At 67.0% G+C, this 20,493-nt stretch carries 15 protein-coding genes; 7 read left to right on the forward strand and 8 right to left on the reverse strand.

Annotation, left to right across the window (positions count from 1 at the left end; translation table 11 throughout):
* Nucleotides 1-96 precede the first annotated feature (96 nt).
* Complete coding sequence (locus KP010_RS12615) at nucleotides 97-828, forward strand: hypothetical protein (RefSeq protein WP_216280926.1); 732 nt, start codon at nucleotides 97-99, stop codon at nucleotides 826-828.
* A gap of 265 nt (nucleotides 829-1,093) precedes the next feature.
* On the opposite strand, the gene KP010_RS12620 is transcribed toward KP010_RS12615, so the two are convergent.
* Complete coding sequence (locus tag KP010_RS12620; RefSeq protein WP_142861996.1) at nucleotides 1,094-1,492, reverse strand: DUF2147 domain-containing protein; 399 nt, start codon at nucleotides 1,490-1,492, stop codon at nucleotides 1,094-1,096.
* A gap of 48 nt (nucleotides 1,493-1,540) precedes the next feature.
* Here KP010_RS12620 and KP010_RS12625 point away from each other — a divergent pair, with 48 nt between their 5' ends.
* The 5 genes from KP010_RS12625 to KP010_RS12645 all read left to right on the forward strand — a co-directional run bounded on the left by KP010_RS12625 (nucleotide 1,541) and on the right by KP010_RS12645 (nucleotide 5,984).
* Complete coding sequence (locus tag KP010_RS12625) at nucleotides 1,541-2,347, forward strand: cobalt-precorrin-6A reductase (RefSeq protein WP_216280927.1); 807 nt, start codon at nucleotides 1,541-1,543, stop codon at nucleotides 2,345-2,347.
* On the forward strand, nucleotides 2,344-3,801 hold the full coding sequence (locus tag KP010_RS12630; RefSeq protein WP_185966423.1) for a cobyric acid synthase: 1,458 nt from the start codon (nucleotides 2,344-2,346) through the stop codon (nucleotides 3,799-3,801). The genes KP010_RS12625 and KP010_RS12630 overlap by 4 nt, the downstream gene beginning before the upstream one ends.
* Nucleotides 3,798-4,814, forward strand: a complete 1,017-nt coding sequence (gene cobD / locus KP010_RS12635) for a threonine-phosphate decarboxylase CobD (RefSeq protein WP_142861994.1) — start codon at nucleotides 3,798-3,800, stop codon at nucleotides 4,812-4,814. Before KP010_RS12630 ends, cobD begins: the two co-directional genes overlap by 4 nt.
* Entirely contained in the window at nucleotides 4,804-5,505 is a 702-nt protein-coding gene (gene bluB, locus KP010_RS12640; protein ID WP_142861993.1) for a 5,6-dimethylbenzimidazole synthase, read from the forward strand. Before cobD ends, bluB begins: the two co-directional genes overlap by 11 nt.
* A gap of 191 nt (nucleotides 5,506-5,696) precedes the next feature.
* Entirely contained in the window at nucleotides 5,697-5,984 is a 288-nt protein-coding gene (locus tag KP010_RS12645) for a hypothetical protein (protein ID WP_108917164.1), read from the forward strand.
* A 63-nt stretch (nucleotides 5,985-6,047) separates the two neighbouring features.
* Here KP010_RS12645 and KP010_RS12650 read toward each other — a convergent pair whose 3' ends face one another.
* The 7 genes from KP010_RS12650 to KP010_RS12680 form a co-directional block, all read right to left on the reverse strand.
* Nucleotides 6,048-9,176 carry an efflux RND transporter permease subunit gene (locus KP010_RS12650; protein ID WP_142861992.1) on the reverse strand — a complete coding sequence of 1,043 codons (3,129 nt, stop codon included), beginning with the start codon at nucleotides 9,174-9,176 and terminating at the stop codon, nucleotides 6,048-6,050.
* Between the two features lie 82 nt (nucleotides 9,177-9,258).
* The gene (locus KP010_RS12655; RefSeq protein ID WP_142861991.1) at nucleotides 9,259-12,402 is read right to left on the reverse strand and encodes an efflux RND transporter permease subunit; all 3,144 of its coding nucleotides are present in this window, start codon (nucleotides 12,400-12,402) and stop codon (nucleotides 9,259-9,261) included.
* A 9-nt stretch (nucleotides 12,403-12,411) separates the two neighbouring features.
* The gene (locus KP010_RS12660) at nucleotides 12,412-13,704 is read right to left on the reverse strand and encodes an efflux RND transporter periplasmic adaptor subunit (RefSeq protein ID WP_246659741.1); all 1,293 of its coding nucleotides are present in this window, start codon (nucleotides 13,702-13,704) and stop codon (nucleotides 12,412-12,414) included.
* The gene (locus KP010_RS12665) at nucleotides 13,695-15,251 is read right to left on the reverse strand and encodes an efflux transporter outer membrane subunit (RefSeq protein ID WP_142861990.1); all 1,557 of its coding nucleotides are present in this window, start codon (nucleotides 15,249-15,251) and stop codon (nucleotides 13,695-13,697) included. Before KP010_RS12665 ends, KP010_RS12660 begins: the two co-directional genes overlap by 10 nt.
* Nucleotides 15,252-15,450: 199 nt before the next feature.
* Complete coding sequence (locus KP010_RS12670) at nucleotides 15,451-15,909, reverse strand: DUF2147 domain-containing protein (protein WP_253203616.1); 459 nt, start codon at nucleotides 15,907-15,909, stop codon at nucleotides 15,451-15,453.
* Nucleotides 15,906-18,575, reverse strand: coding sequence for an MMPL family transporter (locus KP010_RS12675; protein ID WP_142861989.1), 2,670 nt, complete (start codon nucleotides 18,573-18,575; stop codon nucleotides 15,906-15,908). The genes KP010_RS12670 and KP010_RS12675 overlap by 4 nt, the downstream gene beginning before the upstream one ends.
* Before the next feature lie 81 nt (nucleotides 18,576-18,656).
* Nucleotides 18,657-18,875, reverse strand: coding sequence for a DUF1674 domain-containing protein (locus KP010_RS12680; protein ID WP_142861988.1), 219 nt, complete (start codon nucleotides 18,873-18,875; stop codon nucleotides 18,657-18,659).
* 91 nt (nucleotides 18,876-18,966) lie between these two features.
* On the opposite strand from KP010_RS12680, the gene KP010_RS12685 reads away from it, so the two are divergent.
* Entirely contained in the window at nucleotides 18,967-20,367 is a 1,401-nt protein-coding gene (locus tag KP010_RS12685) for an RsmB/NOP family class I SAM-dependent RNA methyltransferase (protein ID WP_142861987.1), read from the forward strand.
* Nucleotides 20,368-20,493 lie beyond the last annotated feature (126 nt).

Raw genomic sequence — 20,493 nt, forward strand, 5'->3', positions numbered from 1 at the left:
CGAGCGTCATTGAGAGAAGGAGATGCGCGTCGAGAGTTGTGGCTATAGGGCGAATGCTGTCCGATAGGCCGGATGCGAGGATGCATGAGAAGTGTCATGGCGCGCGGCGAAGCGAGTGACGGCTCCGATTTCGAGCCCTTTTGGGCCGTGAGAGCGAACGCCCCATCGCTGGCCGCCACTCAAATAATGCTATTTGCGATCATTCCGACGCCGTTCCTCGCATTCGACATTGTGAGCGGAAATCGGCCGTCTGTGTTCCTGCTCACAGGGCTGGTCGTCGCCTTCTCGCTCTTGTTTCTGCTCGCCATCAGGATGCAAGGACGAAGGACCATATATGTCGGCTCTCGACGAGGCATATGCCACTGCTATTGCAAGCTTGTGGGCGAGCGCGCCTTCGCCGTGCAGTGGACGACGCACAGCGTCGACTATCGGCTCGTCGAGCTTATTCGCGTCGCCGACTTTTTCGGTGCGAACATCATAACCTTCGAGCTTTCCTTCGATCCACGGCCTTTTCGCTTCTCGGACCTGTTCGGCCACAGGTCGCGGTTCGGCGCGACGAAGCAATATCGTGGCTTGGTCGTGGAATTCGACGATAGAGGCGTTTGGACCGACCATTCGCGCTGCGGGAACGAGGCGCCCGAGATCGCATCTTCGAATGCGATCGAGGCGCGAAGCGGGCCACTCGGCCTGTTCGCGCGCATCTGGCGTTTTGTCGCGCTCTCCGGCGGACTCTGCTGCGACAAGGAGGCGAGCCGCTTCGTCCTCGAACGCATCGTCGCCGGACTGCCGGCGGATTTCGCTCTTCGGCGGAAATTCCGCCGGGGATAAACCGGCAGGATTGTGAAGGGAGATGCGAATTTTCGGAGCCACAACGCGCCGTTGGAGCATGTCGTATGCAGGGGGAATTTACACAATCGGCGTCATGTCACCGTAACTCTGCGTGGCGCAGGTTGTGACAAAGCGCTGAGACGGGGGATTGCCGTGACATGAGACGAATGCCCAAATTCTCTGCCCTCGCTCCCGTCGGTTTGCGGTCGCGTCTGCTCGGCGTGACGGCGCGCAGTCGCGAGCAAAAACGACGCTGCTCGCTCACTCACCGCACCCGCGTCCAATCCTCCTCACCACAGATATTCGTCCCATTCACGCAGCCTTCCAGCCGCAGCACCTTCTCGCTGCGCATGGCGAGGCTGGCGGCGTAATTCTGGCCGTCGCGCGCATTATAGATCGTGCCGGCCCAGCTGTTGGCGCCATTGGGCTTCACGGTGAGGATGGGCAGGCCGAGCAGCTTGCGGCCGCGTTGGCGCGGATCGGGATTGTTCTCGTCCACGCCGGGGTCGGAGGTCCAGGCGATCTTGCCGCAGATCGCCTGGCCGCAACGGGTGATCTGAATATGCGCGGTGCCGTCGGCGACGCGCCATTCGCCGATCGGGTCGGCGAATGCCGCGGTCGCGACGACAGAAAATATCGACGCGCACATCCAGGACCGCTTCATCTCGAGCCTCCGTTTGAATAATCACGGGCGGGAGTATAGGGCTAAGCCATGCCTCAGACCAATACGCCGGCCGCGCCGCCGCTCGCTGCGCCGCGGCAAAAGGCCGAGCCGATCCGGGCGCTCATTCTGGGCGGGACGAGCGAGGCGCGCGCGCTCGCCGTCCGTCTCGCCGGCGACGCGCGCCTCGACGCGGTGGTCTCGCTGGCGGGCCGCACCAGCGCGCCGCTCGCCTCGCCGCTGCCGGTCCGCATCGGCGGCTTCGGCGGCGTCGAGGGGCTGACGCGCTATCTCGTCGAGGAGCGCATCGATCGCGTGATCGACGCGACCCATCCATTCGCGGCGCGAATTTCCGCCAATGCGCGCGCGGCCTGCGCGGCGCTGGGCCTGCCGCTGCTGGTTTTCACGCGTGCGCCTTGGAGCCCGGTGGAGGGGGATCGCTGGATCGAGGTCGCGGACAATGCCGGGGCGGTCGCGGCGCTGGGCGAGGCGCCGCGCCGCGCGTTCCTCACCATCGGCCGTCTGGGGCTCGCGGATTTTCTGTGTGCGCCGCAGCATTATTATCTGATCCGCACGATCGATCAGCCGTCGAAAGAAGATCTACCGCCACGCTACGAATTGATCCTGGAGCGTGGTCCTTTCACTGTCGAGAGCGAATTGTCCCTGATGCGCGCCGCCGAGGTCGATATCGTCGTCTCCAAGAACAGCGGCGGCCGCGAGACCTATGCGAAGATCGAGGCCGCGCGGGCGCTCGGCCTGCCGGTCGCGATGGTCACGCCGCCGCGCGGCGGCGAGGCGCGCATCGTTCATCACATAGAGGCCGCGGTCGATTTTCTCTTTTACGAGACCTCGCAATGAGCGTCACACTGATGTTCCAAGGCACGGGCTCCGATGTCGGCAAATCGCTCGTCGTCGCCGGCCTCGCGCGCGCGCTCACGCGGCGCGGCTATCGCGTCGCGCCTTTCAAGCCGCAGAATATGTCCAACAACGCCGCGGTGACGGCGGACGGCGCCGAGATCGGCCGCGCCCAGGCGCTGCAGGCGCGCGCCGCGCGTCTCGCGCCGACCGCCGATATGAATCCCGTGCTGCTGAAGCCGCAGGGCGCCGCCGGCGCGCAAGTCGTGCTGCGCGGAAAAATCATCGGCTCGGCGCGCGCGCGCGACTATCAGCAATGGAAGGCGGGGCTCATGTCCGCCGTGCTGGAGAGCTATGAGCGGCTGCGCGCGAGCTGCGATATCGTGCTGGTCGAAGGCGCCGGCAGCGCGGCGGAGATCAATCTGCGCGCCAATGACATCGCCAATATGGGCTTCGCCCGCCGCGTCGACGCGCCGGTCGTGCTCGTCGGCGATATAGACCGCGGCGGCGTCATCGCGCAGCTCGTCGGCTGCAAGGCCGTGCTCGATCCAGACGACGAAACGCTGATCCGCGGCTTCATCGTCAACAAGTTCCGCGGCGATCCGTCGCTCTTCGACGAAGGAATGCGTTTCATCGCCGAGCGCACCGGCTGGCGGCCGCTCGGCCTCGCGCCCTTTTTCGCCGACGCCGCGCGCCTGCCGGCGGAGGACGCTTTCGGCCTGCGCGCCGGCGCGTCGAGCGGGGAGGGCGGACTGACGATCGCCGCGCCGCTGCTGCCCAATATCGCCAATTTCGACGATCTCGATCCGCTGCGGGCGGAACCGGGCGTGCGCGTCGTTCGGGTGCGGCCGGGCGAGCCGCTGCCGGCGGAGGCGCGGCTCGTGATATTGCCGGGCTCCAAGGCGACGATCGCCGATCTTTCCGCCTTTCGCGCGGCCGGCTGGCACATAGATCTCGCCGCGCATATTCGTCGCGGCGGGCGCGTTTTCGGCATTTGCGGGGGCTATCAGATGATGGGCCGTCGCATCGACGATCCGCAGGGGCTCGAGGGGCCGCCCGGCGCGGTGGAGGGGCTCGGCCTCCTCGATATGGAAACGGTCTTCGAGACCGAGAAAGTGCTGAAGCAGGTGAGAGGCGCGACCATCGCCGAAAATATCCCCTTCTACGGCTATGAGATGCACGCCGGCCGCAGCGAGGGTCCAGATTGCGCGCGTCCACTGCTGCGCTTCGAGGACGGTCGCTGCGACGGCGCGGCCTCAGTGGATGGGCGTTGCGCCGGCGTCTATGTGCACGGCTTTTTCGCCGACGATTCCTTGCGCGCCGCCTTTCTGCGCGATCATGGCGCGAGCGCCTCGGACCTCTCCTATGAGCAGTCGATCGAGGCGACGTTGGACGGTCTCGCCGAGCATTTCGAGCGCCATTTGGACGTGGACGCGCTATTGGAGCTGGCGCGATGAGCGTTTCGCCGCCGGTCCTGCATGGCGGCAGGCTCGATCTCGCGCGGGCGCAGTTTCCGCAGGCGCCGGAGCCCTGGATCGATCTCTCGACCGGCGTCAGCCCCTATCCCTATCCGTTTCTGCCGCTCGCGCCGGAGGTTTTTACCCGCTTGCCGGATGTCGCCGCGCTCGCCGCGCTGGAGCGCATCGCCGCGCGCGCCTATCGCGCCGGGCCGAAGGCGCATGTGGTCGCTGGGGCGGGCACGCAGGCTTTCATCCAATGGCTGCCGCGCATCCTGCCCGCCGCGCGGGTCGCTGTCCTCGGCCACACCTATGCGGAGCACGCGGCCGCCTGGCGCGCCGCCGGCGCGAAGGTCGCGCGCGTGGAGACGCTGGAGGAGATCGCGGCGGCCGAGGTCGGCGTCGTCGTCAATCCCAATAATCCTGATGGCCGCCTCGAGCCCGCCGCGCGCCTCGCCGACACGGCCTTTCGCATGGCGGCAAAGGGCGGCCTGCTCGTCGTCGACGAGGCTTTCGCCGATTTTCTTCCAGCCGAGGCCAGCCTCGCGTCGTGCGCGGGGGAGGATGGCCTCGTTCTTCTGCGGTCTTTCGGCAAGGCCTATGGGCTGCCGGGCGTGCGGCTCGGCTTCGCCCTCTGCGGCGCTGCGCTCGCCGAGCGGCTGCGGGCGACGCTCGGACCCTGGAGCGTCTCCGGTCCGGCGCTGGCGATCGGCGCGGCGGCGCTCGCCGATGCGCCCTGGCTCGCGGGTCGCGGAGTCGCGCTTGCGCAGGACGCCACCCGGCTCGACGCGCTGCTCGCCGCCGCAGGCTTCGAAATCATCGGCGGAACGTCGCTTTTTCGGCTCGTTCGCCACGCGGCGGCGGATCGATGGTTTGCCCATCTCGCCCGGCGCGGCATATTGACGCGTAGGTTCGGCGAGCGGCCGGATCGGCTCCGTTTCGGCCTGCCGGCTGCGCCCGCGGCCTGGGAACGGCTGGAGCGCGCATTGGAGAGCGGACGAAATGGTCTTTGATCCCGAGCCGTCGCTCGTCGCCAATGCGCCCTTCTCGGAGGAGGAGCGCGCCGCCGTCTATCGCGCCATCCACACCCGGCGTGACGTAAGGGACGAGTTTCTCCCAGACGATTTGTCGCAGGAGGAGGTGATGCGCCTTCTCGACGCCGCGCATCACGCGCCTTCGGTCGGCTTCATGCAGCCGTGGAACTTCCTGCTGATCCGCGATCGCGCCCTGCGAGAGGCGGTTCACGCCGCTTTCGAGCGCGCCTCCGAGGCCGAGGAGGCGCTGCTGCCGCCGGAACGGCGCGCCCATTACAGAAGCTTGAAGCTGCAAGGAATTTTGAAGGCGCCGCTGAATGTCTGCATCACTTGCGACCGCTCCCGGCAGGGCCCGACCGGGCTCGGACGCACCCAGCAGCCGGAGGCCGATCTCCTGTCCACGGCCTGTGCGGTGCAAAATCTCTGGCTGGCGGCGCGGGCGGAGGGAATCGGCGTCGGCTGGGTCAGCATATTGCGAGAGCAGGATTTACGTGAGATTCTCGACATTCCGCCGCAAATCGCGATCGTCGCCTATCTCTGCGTCGGCCGCGTCGCCAAAACCTATGCGCGACCGGAGCTCGAGGTCCGGCAATGGGCGAAGCGCCTGCCGCTCGAGGAATTGATCTTCTCCGATCGATGGGGAAATCGAACAAATAATTCAATTGTTTGATGCTGTTACAAAATTGACGCGCTTTTGTGATTTTTTCGATGCTGAGAGCCGCGCTCGCCTTTTGACCTTTATCCGAAGGGTTCTATAGTGGGCGCTGGCGCAGGGCGGACGCGCCGCACAATGGAGCCAGCGGTTCCGCCTGCGGTATGTGTCTTGCTTGCCTTTAGGCCGGCAAAGGTGGGGGCGGCTTTATGAAACCAGCTGATTACGAGCTCATTTGCGACAAGTCCCGCCCGCTCTCGAATTCGACGACCCTCACTGTCGCGGAAGTGCCCGATCGGCTCGAAGATCTGCTGCATCTGCTCGGCGAGGCGATGATCGAGGGGCGCGGCAATCATGTGCGGCTGACCGAGATTCATCTGCCCATGTCGCGCTTTCCGCAGATGGATTCGAAATTCTGGCATATACCGGTCGAGGATTGCGGCGAGCATCCCGTGCTGCGGCTGTTCTTCGAGACGCAGGGCGATTTCACCCACTGATCTCGATCCTCGCGCGCCGAGCCTGTCGCTCCGCGAGTCTCTTTGGGTCAGCGATATCCGCGTTCAAGACGCGTTCGCCGCCTGCCGCTCTGTGATCGACGCCTCCCGACCCGGCGCCTCCGGGGCGCGCCGCGGCCGCCGGCTCTCCAGCTTGCTCATCAGCAGATAGATGACCGGCGTCGTATAGAGCGTCAGCAATTGGCTGAGCAGCAGCCCGCCGACGATGGCGACGCCGAGCGGACGGCGCATTTCCGCGCCGATCCCGCCGGCGAAGGCGAGCGGCAGAGCGCCGAGCATGGCGGCGAGCGTCGTCATCAATATCGGCCGGAAACGCTCCACCGCCGCCTCCAGAGCCGCGTCGCGCACGGAATATCCCTTGTCGCGCTCGGCGTGCAGGGCGAAGTCGACGAGCATGATGCCGTTCTTCTTGACGATGCCGATGAGCAGCAGAATGCCGATGAAGGCGATCAGCGTGAATTCCATGCCGAAGGCTTCGAGCGCCAGCAGCGCGCCGAGACTCGCCGAGGGCAGGGTGGAGATGATCGTCACCGGATGGGCGAGACTCTCATAGAGCACGCCGAGGATGATGTAGACGGCCAACAGCGAGGCGACGAGCAGCCACGCCATGCCCGAGGAGAGCTTGCGGAGATCCTTGGCGTCGCCGGCGAATTCCGCCTGCACGCCATTGGGGAGCTGCATTTCGTCGGTCGCCGTGAGAACGGCCTTGGTTGCGGCGTCCAGCGTATGGCCCGGCGCTATGTTGAAAGCGATCGTCGTCGCTGGCGTCACGCCCTGATGATTGACGACGAGCGGCATGGTTCCGCGCTCGATGCGGGCGACCGCGGTGAGCGGAACCTGGCCGCCGTCATTCGCCGTGACATAGAGGCTGGCGAGATCGCGCGGATCGCGCTGGCGCGACAATGGGGCCTCGACGATGACGCGATATTGGTTGCGCTGCGTATAGATGATCGAGTCCTGGCGCTGGCCGAAAGAGCTGCTGAGCGCGGCGTCTATGGCCTGTATCGGCACGCCGAGGCGCGAGGCCGCGGTGCGGTCGATGATGACGCTGGCTTTCAGCGCGCCCTGCTGGCGATCGCTGGTGACGTCGGCGAGCTCCGGCAGCTTCTGCAGCCGCGCGAGCAGCTTCGGCGTCCATTCCTCCAGCAGATCGATCGTGGAGGCGGCGATGGTGAATTGATATTGCGCCTTGCTCTGGCGTCCGCCCGACCGCAGATCCTGTGACGGCGTCATGAAAACGCCGAGCCCGGCGATCTTGGCGAATTCCTTGCGCAGCCGCGCGACGACCTCGAAGCTCGACGCCTTGCGCTCATTGGCCGGCTTCAGCGCCAGGAACAGCCGCCCCTGATTTCCCGACATCGTCAAATTGGCGGCGCCGATGAAGGAGCCGACATTGACGATGTCGGGATCGGCGGCGGCGATGGCCGCGGCCTTCTTCTGCAGCAGGACCATATCGGCGAAGGAAATATCGGGAGAGGCTTCGGTCGTGCCGTTGAGCAGGCCGATATCGTCTTGCGGCAGATTGCCCTTGGGGATGGAGCCGTAGAGATGAACGGTCCAGCCGATCGTCAGCGCGATCACGAGGAGCGTCGCCCAGGGATGGTCGATGACCGGCTTCAGGCTGCGCGCATAGAGGCCGACGAGCCGCGTCAGCGCGCCCTCGACGAGCCTGTCGAGACGCGACGGCGCATCGCGCCGGGGCGAGGGAAGCTGCGCGCAGATCATCGGCGTCACCGTCAGCGAGACGATGGTGGAGATGACGATGGCGAAGGTCAGCGTGAAGGCGAATTCGCGCAGCAGCCGGCCGGGGATTCCGTCCATCAGCAACAGCGGAATGAAGACGGCGACGAGCGACAGGCTGATCGACACGACGGTGAAGCCGATCTGCTTCGCGCCGGCGAGCGCCGCCTCCATGCGCCCCATGCCGCGCTCGACATTGGTCTCTATGTTCTCGATCATGACGATGGCGTCGTCGATGACGAAGCCGACCGCGATGGTGAGCGCCATCAGCGAGAGATTGTCGATCGAGAAGCCGGCGAGCCACATGGCGGCGCAGGAGCCGACGAGCGACAATGGCACCGTCACCGCGGCGGCGAAAACCGGCGTCGCGCGGCGCAGAAAGACATACACCACCGCCATCACGAGAGCGACGGACACGAGCAGAGTGTTTTGAATTTCCGAGACGCTGGCGCGGATCGACTGCGTGCGGTCCGAGAGAATCGAGATATCGACGCCGCTCGGCACCCATTTCTGCAGCTCGGGCAGCAGCGCCTTCACCTGATCGACCATGGCGATCACATTGGCGTCCGGTTGCCGCGTCACGATGATCAGCACCGCGGGCTTGCCGTTGAACCACCCGGCCGCGAGCCGGTTGCGCACGCTGCGGTCGACGGTGGCGATGTCGCCGAGCTTGACCACCGCGCCATTGGCGGCGGTGACGACGATGTCGCGAAACTCGCGGGGGGTCGAAAGCTGGTCGTTCGCGGCGATGGTGCGGCCGAGCTCGTCGCCGTTCAGCGCGCCGAGCGGAGACAGAACATTGGCGGAGTTGATGGCGCTCGCCACCCGATCCATGCCTATGCCCATCGTCGCCAGCCGCGCCGGGTCGATCTGCACGCGGATCGCCGGCTGCTCGGCGCCGGCGATGCGCACCTGGGCGACGCCGGGCACTTGCGAGATGCGCTGCGCGATGACCGAATCGGCGGCGTCGAAGATGATGCTGGTCGGCAGAGTTTCGGAGGTCAGCGCCAGGACGATGGACGGCACCGTCGCCTGGCTCGCCTTGCGGAAGGTCGGCAGGATCGGCAGATCGGACGGCAGATCGGTCGCGGCCGCATTGATCGCCGCCTGCACGTCGCGCGCGGCCGAGTCGATGTTTCGATTGATGTCGAATTGCGCGACGATCTGCGTCTGCCCGAGCGAGCTCACCGAGGTGAGCTCGGTGACGCCCGAAATTCCGGCGAGGCGGCGCTCCAGCGGGGCGGCGACCGAGGCCGCCATCGTCGCCGGATCGGCGCCCGGCCGCGCAGCGACGACGCCGATCGCCGGAAAGTCGATCGCCGGCAGGCTGGCGACCGGCAGAAAGAAATAGGCGACGGCCCCGATCATGAACAGCGCCGCGGCGAGCAGGCTCGCGCCCACCGGCCGGCGGATGAAGGGCTCGGAGATGTTCATGGCGCGAGGGCTCGCGGTCCGAGGCGCGCTCTGGACCGCGAGCCTTCAGGCTCGCATCGCGGGCGATCGCTCGGACATTCCGTCATTCCGCCGCCTCCTTGCGCTCGGCGGAGGGAGCGGCGGGCGCGGCCGGCCGCGGCTGCGGCGCGGGGGCGCCATGCAGCCATTCGCGCAGCCGCGCGCGCAGCCGATCGACGGCGAGATAGATGACCGGCGTCGTATAGAGCGTCAGCATTTGCGACAGCACGAGGCCGCCGATGATCGACACGCCGAGCGGAATGCGCAACTCGCTGCCCGGCCCATGCGCCAGCGCCAGCGGCAGCGCGCCGAGCAGAGCGGCCAGCGTCGTCATCATGATCGGCCGAAAGCGTAAGCGGCAGGCGCGCACGATGGAGTCGATCGGCGCCAGTCCGTCGGTCTTCTCCGCTTCCAGCGCGAAGTCGATCATCATGATGGCGTTCTTCTTGACGATGCCCATCAGCAGCACGACGCCGATCAGCGCGACGAGCGACATGTCGAGCCCCATCGCCATCAGCGCCAGCAGCGCGCCGACGCCGGCCGAGGGCAGCGTCGTCAGCACGGTGAAGGGATGCGCATAGCTCTCGTAGAGCACGCCCAGCACCACATAGATGGCGATGGCCGCCGCCAGAATGAGCCAGGGCTGGCCGGCGAGCGATTTGCGGAATTCCGCCGCGTCGGCGCTGAACATGCCGATGATGGAGGAGGGCAGGCCGATCTCGCGTTCGGCTTTCGCGAGCGCCTCCACGGCGTCGCCGAGCGCGGCGCCGGGCGCGAGGTCGAAGCTGATCGTCGCCGCCGGAAACTGCTCCTGATGCGCGACGGCGAGCGGCGCCGTCGTCTGCTCCACCGACACGAAGGTCGAGATCGGCGTCTGCGGGCCGCCATTGGAGGGCGAGACATAGAGCTTTTCGAGCGCGGTCGGGTCGCGCTGAAATTGCGGCGCGGCCTCCAATATCACGCGATATTGGTTGGACTGGGCGTAGATGGTGGAAATCTGCCGCTGGCCGAATGCGTCGTTCAGCGTGTCGTCGACATTTTGCGCGGTGACGCCCAGCCGGCCCATCATCTCGCGATCGATGCGCAAAAAGGTGCGCAGGCCGCCGTTCTGCGTCTCGGCGGCGACGTTGCGGAAGGCGCCGTCGCGGCGGATCTCGTCGAGGAGCCGTTGCGACCATTCCTGCAATTCGGCCTGATCGGGCGCGGTCAGCGTATATTGATATTGCGAGCGGCTGGCGCGCGTCGTGATCTGAATGTCCTGCACCGGCTCGATATAGACGGCGGCGCCGGGGACGCGCTCGACTGCGCGCTTCAGCCGCTCGGCGATCTCGTCGGCGCTCGTGCTGCGAATGTCGCGCGGGCGCAGCGTGACCGACATATGGGCGACATTGGTGGTGGCGTTGAGCGGGCCGACGCCCAGCACCGAGGCCGTCCCCGTCGCCTCCGGCTCGGCCTCGAAGATTTTCGACACTTCGGCCTGCAGCCGCGTCATCGTCTCGAAGGAGGAATCGGGCGAGGCCTCCAGCACCACATTGAGCAGGCTCGTGTCCTGGCGCGGCAGGAAGCCTTTCGGGATGACGGCGTAGAGCGCGAAGGTGAGCGCCAGCGTACCGAAGGTGAGCGCCAGCATCAGCCTCTGCCGGCCCAGCGCCATGGCGAGCGTCTTGGCGTAGAATTCGTCGAGCCAGGCGGAAAAGCCGCTCGCCGGCGCATGGGCGGCGTGTCCCGCGCCCGGCTTCAGCAGCTTGGCGCAGAGCATGGGCGTCAGCGTGAGCGAGATGATCGCCGAGACGACGACCTGCGCGGTGAGCGTCAGCGCGAATTCGCGGAACATGCGGCCGACGAGGCCGGTCATGAACAAGAGCGGGATGAACACGGCGATCAGCGAGACGGTGAGCGAGATCACCGTGAAGGCGATCTCGCGCGCGCCGTCCAGCGCCGCGCGATGCGGCGTCTTGCCGAGCTCTATGTTGCGGACGATGTTCTCGATCATCACAATGGCGTCGTCGACGACGAAGCCCGCGCCGATGGTGAGCGCCATCAGCGACAGATTGTCGAGCGAGAAGCCGGCGAGCGACATCAGCGCGAATGTCGCGATGATCGAGAGCGGCAGGCTGACGCCGGCGATGACGGTCGCGCGCCAGCTGCGCAGGAACAAGAGCACCACCAAGATCACTAGCGCCGTCGCCAGCGCCAGGGTGAATTCGACGTCCTCTATCGAGGCGCGGATGGTCTGCGTGCGGTCGTTGACCACCTCGAGCGACATGCCCTTGGGCAGGGCGCGCATGATGTCGGGCAGCTCCTTGTGGAGCTGATCCACCGTGCTGATGATATTGGCGCCCGGCTGCCGCTGCACGTCGAGGATGATCGCCGGCTCGCCGCGATACCAGCCGCCGACCCGCGAATTTTCGAGCCCGTCGACGACTGTCGCCACATCGCGCAGCATGATCGGCGCGCCATTGCGATAGGCGACGACGACGGTCTCGAATTGCCGCGCCGCCTGCAGCTGGTCATTGGCGTCGAGCGTGTAGGATTGATGCAGCCCGTCGAGCGAGCCCTTGGCGCCGGCGACATTGGCGGCGGCGATGGCGGCTCGCAAATCCTCCATGCTCATGCGATTGGCGGCGAGCCGGCCGAGATCGGCCTGAATGCGCACAGCCGGCCGCACGCCGCCCTCCACCGCCACATGGCCGACGCCCGGCACTTCCGAGAGGCGCGGCGCGATCAGCGTGTCGGCGACATCGCTCATCTGCCGCATATTGGCGGTCTTCGAGCGCAGGGTGAGCGTCACCACCGGCGTGTCGGCCGGATTGACCTTCGCATAGACGGGCGGATAGGGCAGGGTGCGCGGAAGCGTCGAGGCGGCGGCGTTGATCGCCGATTGCACATCCTGCGCGGCGCCGTCTATGTCGCGATCGAGATCGAATTGCAGCGTGATCTGCGACAGGCCGAACGAGCTTTGCGACGACATGGTCTGCAGCGACGGAATCTGCCCGAATTGCCGCTCGAGCGAGGCCGTCACCAGCGCCGCCATCGTGTCGGGATTGGCGCCCGGCAATTGCGTCGTGACCTGAATGGTCGGAAAATCCACCTGCGGCAGCGGCGAGATCGACAGGCGCGCATAGCCCAACAGGCCGAACAGCAGCACGGCGAAGCCGAGCAGCGAGGTCGCCACCGGCCGTTCGATGAAGGGCGTGGACACGCTCATTGCCGCATGTCACCTTCTCTGCGGCGGACCGCCGCCGGCCTCTCGATTGCGCTCCCGGCGGGGGCGCGGCGCGGCGCCCTCCGCCGCTTCGGCGCCGCGGTCGGCGGTCGGCTCCATCACCCGCACCTGCGAGCCGTCGACGAGCCGCGCGAAGCCGGTGGTCGCGACCTTCTCGCCCGGCTCGACGCCGGAGACGATGACGGCCTGCGCCTCGTCCTGCCGTCCGACGACGACCGGCCGCATCGAGACGGTCTCATCCGCGTTCAGCACATAGACGAAGGCGCCGTTGGGGCCGCGCTGAATGGCGGCGCTCGGCACGACGCGCGCGTCGCGCAGCAGGTCCACCGTCACGCGGACATTGACGAATTGCCCGGGCCAGAGCGAGAGCTCTTTGTTCTCGAATGTGGCTTTCACCTTCACCGTGCCCGTCGTCTGATCGATCTGATTGTCGATCACCGCCACGCGCCCCGTGTCGAGCACGCTGGAATTATCGGAGGCGAGCGCGGCCGCCTTGGCCGGAGCGCGCGACTGCGCCTTCTGCACCGCGGGCAGAGACTGCTGCGGAACGGTGAAGACCACATAGATCGGCTGGAGCTGGGTGATGACGACGATGCCGGTCTGATCCGAGCTGTGCAGAATATTGCCGACGTCGACGAGCCTTATTCCGGTGCGTCCGTCGATGGGCGAACGTATGGTGGCGTAGTCCAGCGTCGCCTTGGCGTTGTCGATCGCGCCCTGATCGGCGCGGATCTGCGCCTCGAGCTGGGTGACGAGCGACTCTTGCGTCGCATATTGCTGCTGCGAGCCGAAATTGCTCGCCGCGAGCTTCTTGTAGCGCGTCACATCGACGCGGGCGTTGGCGAGATTGGCCTCGTCCTGCGCCTTTTTGGCGACCGCCTGATCATAGGCGGCCTGATAGAGCGTCGGATCGATGAGCGCGACAATGTCGCCCTTTTTGACGTTCTGCCCCTCGTCGAAGGCGAGCTTGATCAGACGTCCGTCGACCTGCGTGCGCACCGTCACCGTGTTGAGCGCCTGCGCCGTGCCGACCGCGTCGATCGTCACCGGCACATCCGCGACGCGCGCCGGCGTCGCCGTTATGGCGATCGGCCCGTCGAAGCCGCGGCGGCGCCCGTCACGCTTGCCGCCTCCCGCTGCGGCGGATTCTTTTGCGCCATCCTCGCCGGAGTGCCAGGGGCGCGCGACATAGACGCCACCCGCCGCCAGCGCGACGAGCGTCGCCAGCGCGACGAGGGACGTGGGCCGCTTCGGCGGCCAGGAGATGCGCGGCTTCACGGCCACGGGCCCTTGTCCGATTCATAGGCGGCGTCTTCGGTGGCGATCTCGAGCGCGCGTGTCGTCCCCGACCAGCCGCCGCCGAGCGCCGAATAAAGGCTCGTCGCCGCCTGGAAATAGGCGAGCCTGACCTGCGCCAGCGTGTCCTCGGTCTGAAACAAGGTCGTCTCCGTCGTGGAGAGGGTGATGATGTCGATCGTGCCTTCGCGCAGCCGCGCTTCGGCGACCTCATAGGCGCGCCGCGCCGCGGCCGCCGCCTCTCCCTGCAGCTTCAACTGCCGAGACGTCTCTTGTATGGCGATGAGCGCATTTTCGACGTCGGCGAAAGCGGTCAAAATCTGTTTTTTGTAAGTCTGGGCCAGCTCGGCGAACTTGCCCTGCTGCAGCAGATATTGGCCTTGCAGATTATAGCCGTCGAAGAGCGGCTGCGTCATATTGCCGGCGATCTGCCAGGCGATCGCCTCCGGGCGGAACAGCGAGCGCAGCGCGACGCTCTGCACGCCGAAATAGCCGGTCATCTTGATCGATGGGAAGAAGGCGGCGCGCGCCTGCAGCACCGAGAATTCGGCCGATTCCAGCTTGGCCTCGGCCTCGGCTATGTCCGGACGGCGCAGCAGCAGCTCGGAGGGCAGGCCGGGCGCGACTTTCGGGAAGCCGAGCCGGGTCAGCGAGCCTCCCTTGATGACGGCGCTCTCCGGCGGGACGCCGAGCAGCACGGCGAGCGTGTTCTTCGTCTGCCGCAAGGTCTGTTCCAGCGGCGGCACGGAGGCGCGCTGCTGCGCGACGACCGAATCCTGCTGCGAAAAGTCGAGCGCCGTCGCCGTGCCGACGTCGAGCCGGGCCTTGATGGCCTTCAGCACGGTTTCGGCGATCTTGATGTTGTTGTGGGCGATGCGCAGCCGGTCTTCCGCCGTCAGCACTTGAAAATAAGCGTTCACCACCGAGGCGATGGTGGAAATCTCGACGACGTCGCGGTCGAAGCGGCTCGCATGAGCGAGCAGACGCGCGGCGTTGGAGGCGTCCTGATTCTTGCCCCAGAAGTCGATCTCATAGCTCGCGTCGAGCTGCATCTGCAAGAAGTTGGCGCGGCGGGTGCGCAGCGCCGTGGAGCTCGCCGCTCCGGTCGTCGTGGTGGCGCTGGTCGAGGCGCTGGTGCTCGTCGCGCTGGTGATGGTCGCGGGCGTCTGCGTGCGCCGCGCGATATTGTTCATCGTCAGCGATGGCCACAGCGGCGCGCTGTCGATTCGCGCGGTCGCGTCGGCCTGCTGGATGCGCGCCACCGCGGCGGCGATGTCGAGATTTTGCTCGAGCGCCTTTTCGACGAGGCGGGTCAGCTCGGGCGAGCGAAAGCCCAGCGACCATTCCCTGGCCGCGCGCATAGGCGCGGCCGAGCGCGCCGGCCGCGCGGCCTTGAACGCGGGGGGCGTTTCGACCGTGGCATCCGGCTTCTCCCAATCCAGCACGCAGCCGGAAAGCGCTGTGGCCGCGGCGAGCGCCGCAGCGCGACCGAAAAGCAGAGGCGGCCGTGGTCGTCGTCTCGAGAACAAAGGCAATTCCGTTCTATCCGCATCCGCGCCCAGATGGGCGCAGCCCTCACAATGGGCCTAGACCAAAGAGCGTCGCCCTCAAAGCGGGCGCGCGAATTTTCCACTTCCGATATGTCTCGGCGGAGCGAGGGAGCGCCTCGTCGCCGTCCGATTTCAACGGCCGCGGCTCCGTTCGACCCTGCGAGCGCGGCGCTCGACGGTCAAGTTACGGATTGGTAATTCGCCGCCGCTGGGTCGGCGCCTTGTGCGAAGGCGCCGGCTCGCCGGATACTTTGGTCCAGCTTTCGCTCTGGCACAAGAAGGCGATCAGACAGCCGGTGAGAGTGAGACGAGTTGGGCTGTCCAAAGTAATAATGCCGATATAAATTTTCCCATTTTCGGGATTGAAGAGATCGCCTTTCCATCGATTGGGCTCGATCCGCGCGGCGTGGCGCAGAATCAGCATGGGCTGCTGGCCGGGCGGCGGCGGCGGCAGCACGCCGCGCGCGCAGAGCTTGCCGTCGCAATCGAAGAATTCGAGTCTCTGCTGGTGGCCGTCGCGATTCCAGACGCCATAGATCGGCTCCGCCGCGCTGGCGACGATGGTCTCCGGCGTCAACGGGGCCGCGGCGGCCGAGGACGCCGCGAGCGCGAGCAGCAGGGAGACGACGGCCGCCTTGATCATGGCTCGGAGCCTAGCACGCCATGGGGCGGCTGCACAGGCGAAGCCGGCGCCGCACTCTCCGCGCTGCGCTCTCGCGCCTCCGCCTCTTCGAGCCGCGGCGGGCCGAGGAAGGCCGGAACGATGATGAAGGCCGCCAGCAAAGTGAAGAACAGCGAGATGGCGAGCAATGCGCCCATGCTCGCCGTGCCCGGATGGCTCGACAGCAGCAGGCTGCCGAAGGCGGTTCCGGTGGTGAGCGCGCTGAAGAAGATCGCGCGCGTCAGGCTCGAGGCGAGCATGTCGGAGACGCCCTTGCGCCAGGCGATGACGTAATAGATGTGGAAGGCGACGCCGACGCCGAACATCAGCGGCAAAGCGATGATATTGGCGAAATTGAGCGACATGCCGAGAAGATCGGCCGCCTCGAGGCTCATGATTCCGGCGAGCACCAGCGGTCCCAAAGTGAGCGCGACGTCACTCGCCCGCCGCAGCGCGACGACGAGAATGAGAAAGATGGCGACGAAGGCGAGCGCGCCGGCCTGCAGAAAGGCGTCGACGACGGTCTTGCCGGCCTCGGCGACGATCACCGGCGGGCCGCCGGCGTCGGGCGCGAGCTTTTGCACCGCCTCGGCGAAACGCGTCATCACCTCGCGGTCATTGCTGTCGCCTTTGGGCGTCACCTCGACGCGCACGTCGCCGTCGGCCGATATCCATTCCGAGCGCAGATCCGCGGGCAGCGTCTCCGGCGTGATCCGCTGGACGGCCAGCGCCTTGCGCAGCTCGCCGAAGAGGCGCTCGAGATCGGAGAGCGCGGCGATCTGCGCCTCCTTGCGGACTTCCGGCGTCGCCTTGACGAGCGCGTCGAGCGCATCGGCGAAGCGGACGAGGCCGGGCGGCGCTTTGGGCGCGGCTCCCGCCTTACGGATCGTCTTGGCGGCGCGCGTCAGGGCCTTTTTCGTCTCCTCGTCGGTGGGCGCGGGCTTGAGCGTCGGATCGAGCACTTTGCGCAGCTGATTGGCGGCGTTTTCGAGAATCGGCAGCTTCTCGTTCTGATCGGCCGGGATGAGCTGATCGATCGTCGTCACATGATCGACCTCGGGCAGAGCGGCTATTTTTTCGGCGAGCGCGCGCGCGGCGGGCAGATTGGGCGCGAGGGCCTCGATCTTATTGGGAGCCGTTTGCGGATTTTTGGACAGATCGAGGAAGGTGGCGACCGATTCGACGCTCTGGTCGCGCAGATTCATGGGATTGGAGTCGAATTTCAGATGCAGCAGAAAGGGCGAGCCGGCGAGCGTCACCGCCGCCGTCGCGACCAGCACCAGCGCACGATGCCGCGCGATCCAATGATCGACCGCGGCGAGCGAGGCGGTCTGCACCGGCGCCGTCTCCGCTTTGGGGCCGAGGATGCGGATCAGCGCCGGCAGGAAGGTGAGCGTCGCCAGATAGGCGATGATCATGCCGAGGCCGGCGATGAGGCCGAGCTCGGCGACGCCGAGAAACTCGGTCGGCAGGAAGCAGAAGAAGCCGGCGAGCAGCGAGACGGCGGCGAGCGTCAGCGACCAGCCGATGCCGCGCGTCGCCGCCACCAGCGCTTGCGGCAGATCGTCGATGCTGTGCCGCTCCTCGCGATAGCGCGTGGCGAATTGAATGCCGAAGTCGACGCCGAGGCCGATGAACAGCACGGCGAAGGCGACCGAGATGAGATTGAAGCGGCCGATCAGCGCTATGCCGAGGCCCGAGGTCATGGCGAGGCCGGCGATGATCGTCAGCAGCACCGCGAAGATGAGCCGCTTGGAGCGCAGGGCCGCCCACAGAATGAGCGCGACGACGGCGAGCGTGGCGGAGACGTTCAGCCCCGTATTCTCGGCGACGGTCGCGAATTCTTCATCGGCCAGAGGCACTTGGCCGGTGAGTTTGACGGTCACGCCCGCGGCCGGAACGAGACCGAGCGATTTGGCCGTGTCGCGGATCGTCTGAATGGCCTCATGGCCCGGCTCCAGCGCCGAGTAATCGATGATCGGCTTGATGAGCACGATGCGGCGCGGCTCGGCGCTCGGGCCGACCGAAGGCGCCTCCGGCTCGCGGCCGCCGGCGAGCAGCTTCTCCCAGGAGACCTTGGCGGGCTCGCCGGCCAGCACGGCGTCGAAAGCGTCGGTGAAATTGTCGAGGCCTTTGGCGAAAGCGGCGAGGCCGCGCTCGCTCGTTCCCACCTGCTTCAAACCGAACAGCAGAGAGTCCGACAGGCCGCGCAGGCTCGGATCCTCGGCCAGCGGCTGCAGGAAGTCGCGCTGCGCGACGAGGGAGCTCATGTCGCGGCGGATCTCCTCGACGCCGAGGAACAAAATGCCGTTGTCGCGGAAATATTTATTGTCGTCCGGCCGCCAGACGCGGGACATGAGCGGCTTGCCGGTCAACGCGTCGCGCAGCGCATCGGCGCTTTTTTCCGCCTGCTCGCTGCTCTTGGCGTCGATGACCGCAACGATGATGTCGTCGATTTGCGGAAAGGCTCTGGCGAGGCGAGTCTCATTGGCGCGCCAGGGAACCTCGGGCGAGAAGAGATGCGCAGTGTCCGTGTCGATGGCGAAACGCGTGGCGGTCACATAGGCGCCGGCGACGGTGAGCGCGAGCGTCGCTATGACGACCGTCCAGGGCCTGCGCAAACACCAGGCCACGAGTTTTTCCAACATCAAAGGTCCTCGAATTGTTCGATGCGCCGTGGGCGACGCCGGTCGCGCGCGCCGTTTCGAGCGGAGGCTCGGGCGCAGAGTTCAGAAGTCGCTGGCTATGCCTTTGCTCTCCCAGTCGCCATAGCGCGCCGGATCGAGCCCGCCGCGGCCGCCGAGCTCGCGCGCCGCCGGCGGCGTTTCGCGGGCCGCGCGCGCGCGGCGCTCCTCCGCCTCCGCGAGCGCGCGCAAAGCTACCGGCGGCAAGGCTTCCGGCGGCCGTGGAGTCGCGGAAGCGTCCCGAGATTTCTCCGCTTCGGTCATTCATCCTCCGTGGCGCCCGTTTCGCGGCGCTCGCCTCGGGTCAGTTCCGTATGTGATATAAACGACGATTCGATCCGCGTCGAAGGTGAGTATGCGCGACCATAAACCATTCTCCGCCAAGTCCAAGGCGCGCGCCGGCTTCCTTCCCGCGGACGCGGCCAGGGAGGCCGAGGCCGCGCAGGTTCCGGGCCTGCAGGCGCGCATCGCCGCGGCCAATGTGATCGCAGACGTCGCGCAAGGCGGCCATCTGCTCGACGAACGTTTTTCTCCGCAGGCGGTTCCGTTCCGGCTCGCGGGAATGGAGTCGCGCGACGTCGCGCTGGCCCGCTCCATCGCCTATGTCGGCGTGCGCCGTCTCGGCGCCATCCGTCATGCGCTCGCGCTTCTGCTGGAGAAGGGCCTGCCCAAGCAGGCGGCGCGGCTGGAATGGCCGCTCGTCGCCGCCGCCGCGCAAATTCTCTTTCTCGAAGTTCCCGATCACGCCGCCGTCGATCTCGCCGTGCGCGCGGTCCGGCTCGAGCCGAAGACAGCGCCCTTCGCCGGCCTCGTGAACGGCGTGCTGCGCAATCTCATTCGCCGCCGCGAGGAGTTTCTCGCCGCCGATCCGCTCGATCTCGACACGCCCGCCTGGCTCGCGCAGCGCTGGACCAAATCCTACGGCGAGGCGCAGGCGCGCGCCATAGCGGCGATCCATATGCAGGAGCCGCCGATCGACCTCTCGGTGAAAGCGGACGCCGAAGGCTGGGCGCGGCGTCTCGATGGAGTCGCGCTGCCGACGGGCTCGGTGCGGCTGCGCACGCGCACCCCGATCGTCGAGCTCGAGGGCTTCGCGCAGGGCGAATGGTGGGTGCAGGACGCCGCCGCCGCTCTGCCGGCGCGCCTTCTCGCCATCCAGCCGGAGGAGCGCGTGCTCGACATGTGCGCGGCGCCCGGCGGCAAGACCGCGCAGCTCGCTCTCGCCCGCGCGCAGGTGACGGCGCTCGATCGCTCGGCCGAGCGGCTGAAGCTGCTCGCCGCCAATCTCCAGAGATTGGGGCTGCACGCCGATATCGCCGTCGGCGACGCCGCGACCTATTCCGCTGCGCGTCCCTTCGACGCCATTCTGCTCGACGCGCCCTGTTCCGCGACGGGGACGATCCGCCGCCATCCCGACGTGCCCTGGATCAAAAAGCCCGGCGATCTCGATTCCCTCGTCGCCCTGCAATCGCGCATATTGGAGCGCGCCGCCGGTCTGCTGCGGCCAGAGGGGCGCCTCGTCTATTGCACCTGCTCGCTGGAGCCGGAGGAGGGCGAAGCGCAGATCGCGGGCTTCCTGCGCCGCCATCCCGAGATGCGCCGCGCGCCGATCGACGCTTCCGCCGATGGCGTTCCGGCGGAATTCGTCACGCCGGAGGGCGATTTGCGCACGCTGCCCTCCTATTGGCCGAACGAGGACAAGCGCCTCGCCGGACTCGACGGTTTCTTCGCCGCGCGGCTCGTGCGACGCGGCTGAGCGCGAGACGAGCGCGTACCGCGCTTTCCTCGCCCTGCGTTCTGTGTCATCCCAAATGTGATTCGCTTTGCTCCGCGCCGCCGGAGCGCGAGGAGGACGCTCTGCGCGAAACGGCCCCAGGCTCTG

The organism is Methylosinus sp. KRF6 (assembly GCF_018887255.1).
GTDB classification, from domain to species: domain Bacteria; phylum Pseudomonadota; class Alphaproteobacteria; order Rhizobiales; family Beijerinckiaceae; genus Methylosinus; species Methylosinus sporium.

What these genes read in the sequence shown, in the direction of transcription:
- KP010_RS12615 (WP_216280926.1), top strand. Translation starts at nt 97, where the DNA reads ATGGCGCGCGGCGAAGCGAGTGACGGCTCCGATTTCGAGCCCTTTTGG.
- KP010_RS12620 (WP_142861996.1), bottom strand. Translation starts at nt 1,492, where the DNA reads ATGAAGCGGTCCTGGATGTGCGCGTCGATATTTTCTGTCGTCGCGACC.
- KP010_RS12625 (WP_216280927.1), top strand. Translation starts at nt 1,541, where the DNA reads ATGCCTCAGACCAATACGCCGGCCGCGCCGCCGCTCGCTGCGCCGCGG.
- KP010_RS12630 (WP_185966423.1), top strand. Translation starts at nt 2,344, where the DNA reads ATGAGCGTCACACTGATGTTCCAAGGCACGGGCTCCGATGTCGGCAAA.
- cobD (WP_142861994.1), top strand. Translation starts at nt 3,798, where the DNA reads ATGAGCGTTTCGCCGCCGGTCCTGCATGGCGGCAGGCTCGATCTCGCG.
- bluB (WP_142861993.1), top strand. Translation starts at nt 4,804, where the DNA reads ATGGTCTTTGATCCCGAGCCGTCGCTCGTCGCCAATGCGCCCTTCTCG.
- KP010_RS12645 (WP_108917164.1), top strand. Translation starts at nt 5,697, where the DNA reads ATGAAACCAGCTGATTACGAGCTCATTTGCGACAAGTCCCGCCCGCTC.
- KP010_RS12650 (WP_142861992.1), bottom strand. Translation starts at nt 9,176, where the DNA reads ATGAACATCTCCGAGCCCTTCATCCGCCGGCCGGTGGGCGCGAGCCTG.
- KP010_RS12655 (WP_142861991.1), bottom strand. Translation starts at nt 12,402, where the DNA reads ATGAGCGTGTCCACGCCCTTCATCGAACGGCCGGTGGCGACCTCGCTG.
- KP010_RS12670 (WP_253203616.1), bottom strand. Translation starts at nt 15,909, where the DNA reads ATGATCAAGGCGGCCGTCGTCTCCCTGCTGCTCGCGCTCGCGGCGTCC.
- KP010_RS12675 (WP_142861989.1), bottom strand. Translation starts at nt 18,575, where the DNA reads ATGTTGGAAAAACTCGTGGCCTGGTGTTTGCGCAGGCCCTGGACGGTC.
- KP010_RS12680 (WP_142861988.1), bottom strand. Translation starts at nt 18,875, where the DNA reads ATGACCGAAGCGGAGAAATCTCGGGACGCTTCCGCGACTCCACGGCCG.
- KP010_RS12685 (WP_142861987.1), top strand. Translation starts at nt 18,967, where the DNA reads ATGCGCGACCATAAACCATTCTCCGCCAAGTCCAAGGCGCGCGCCGGC.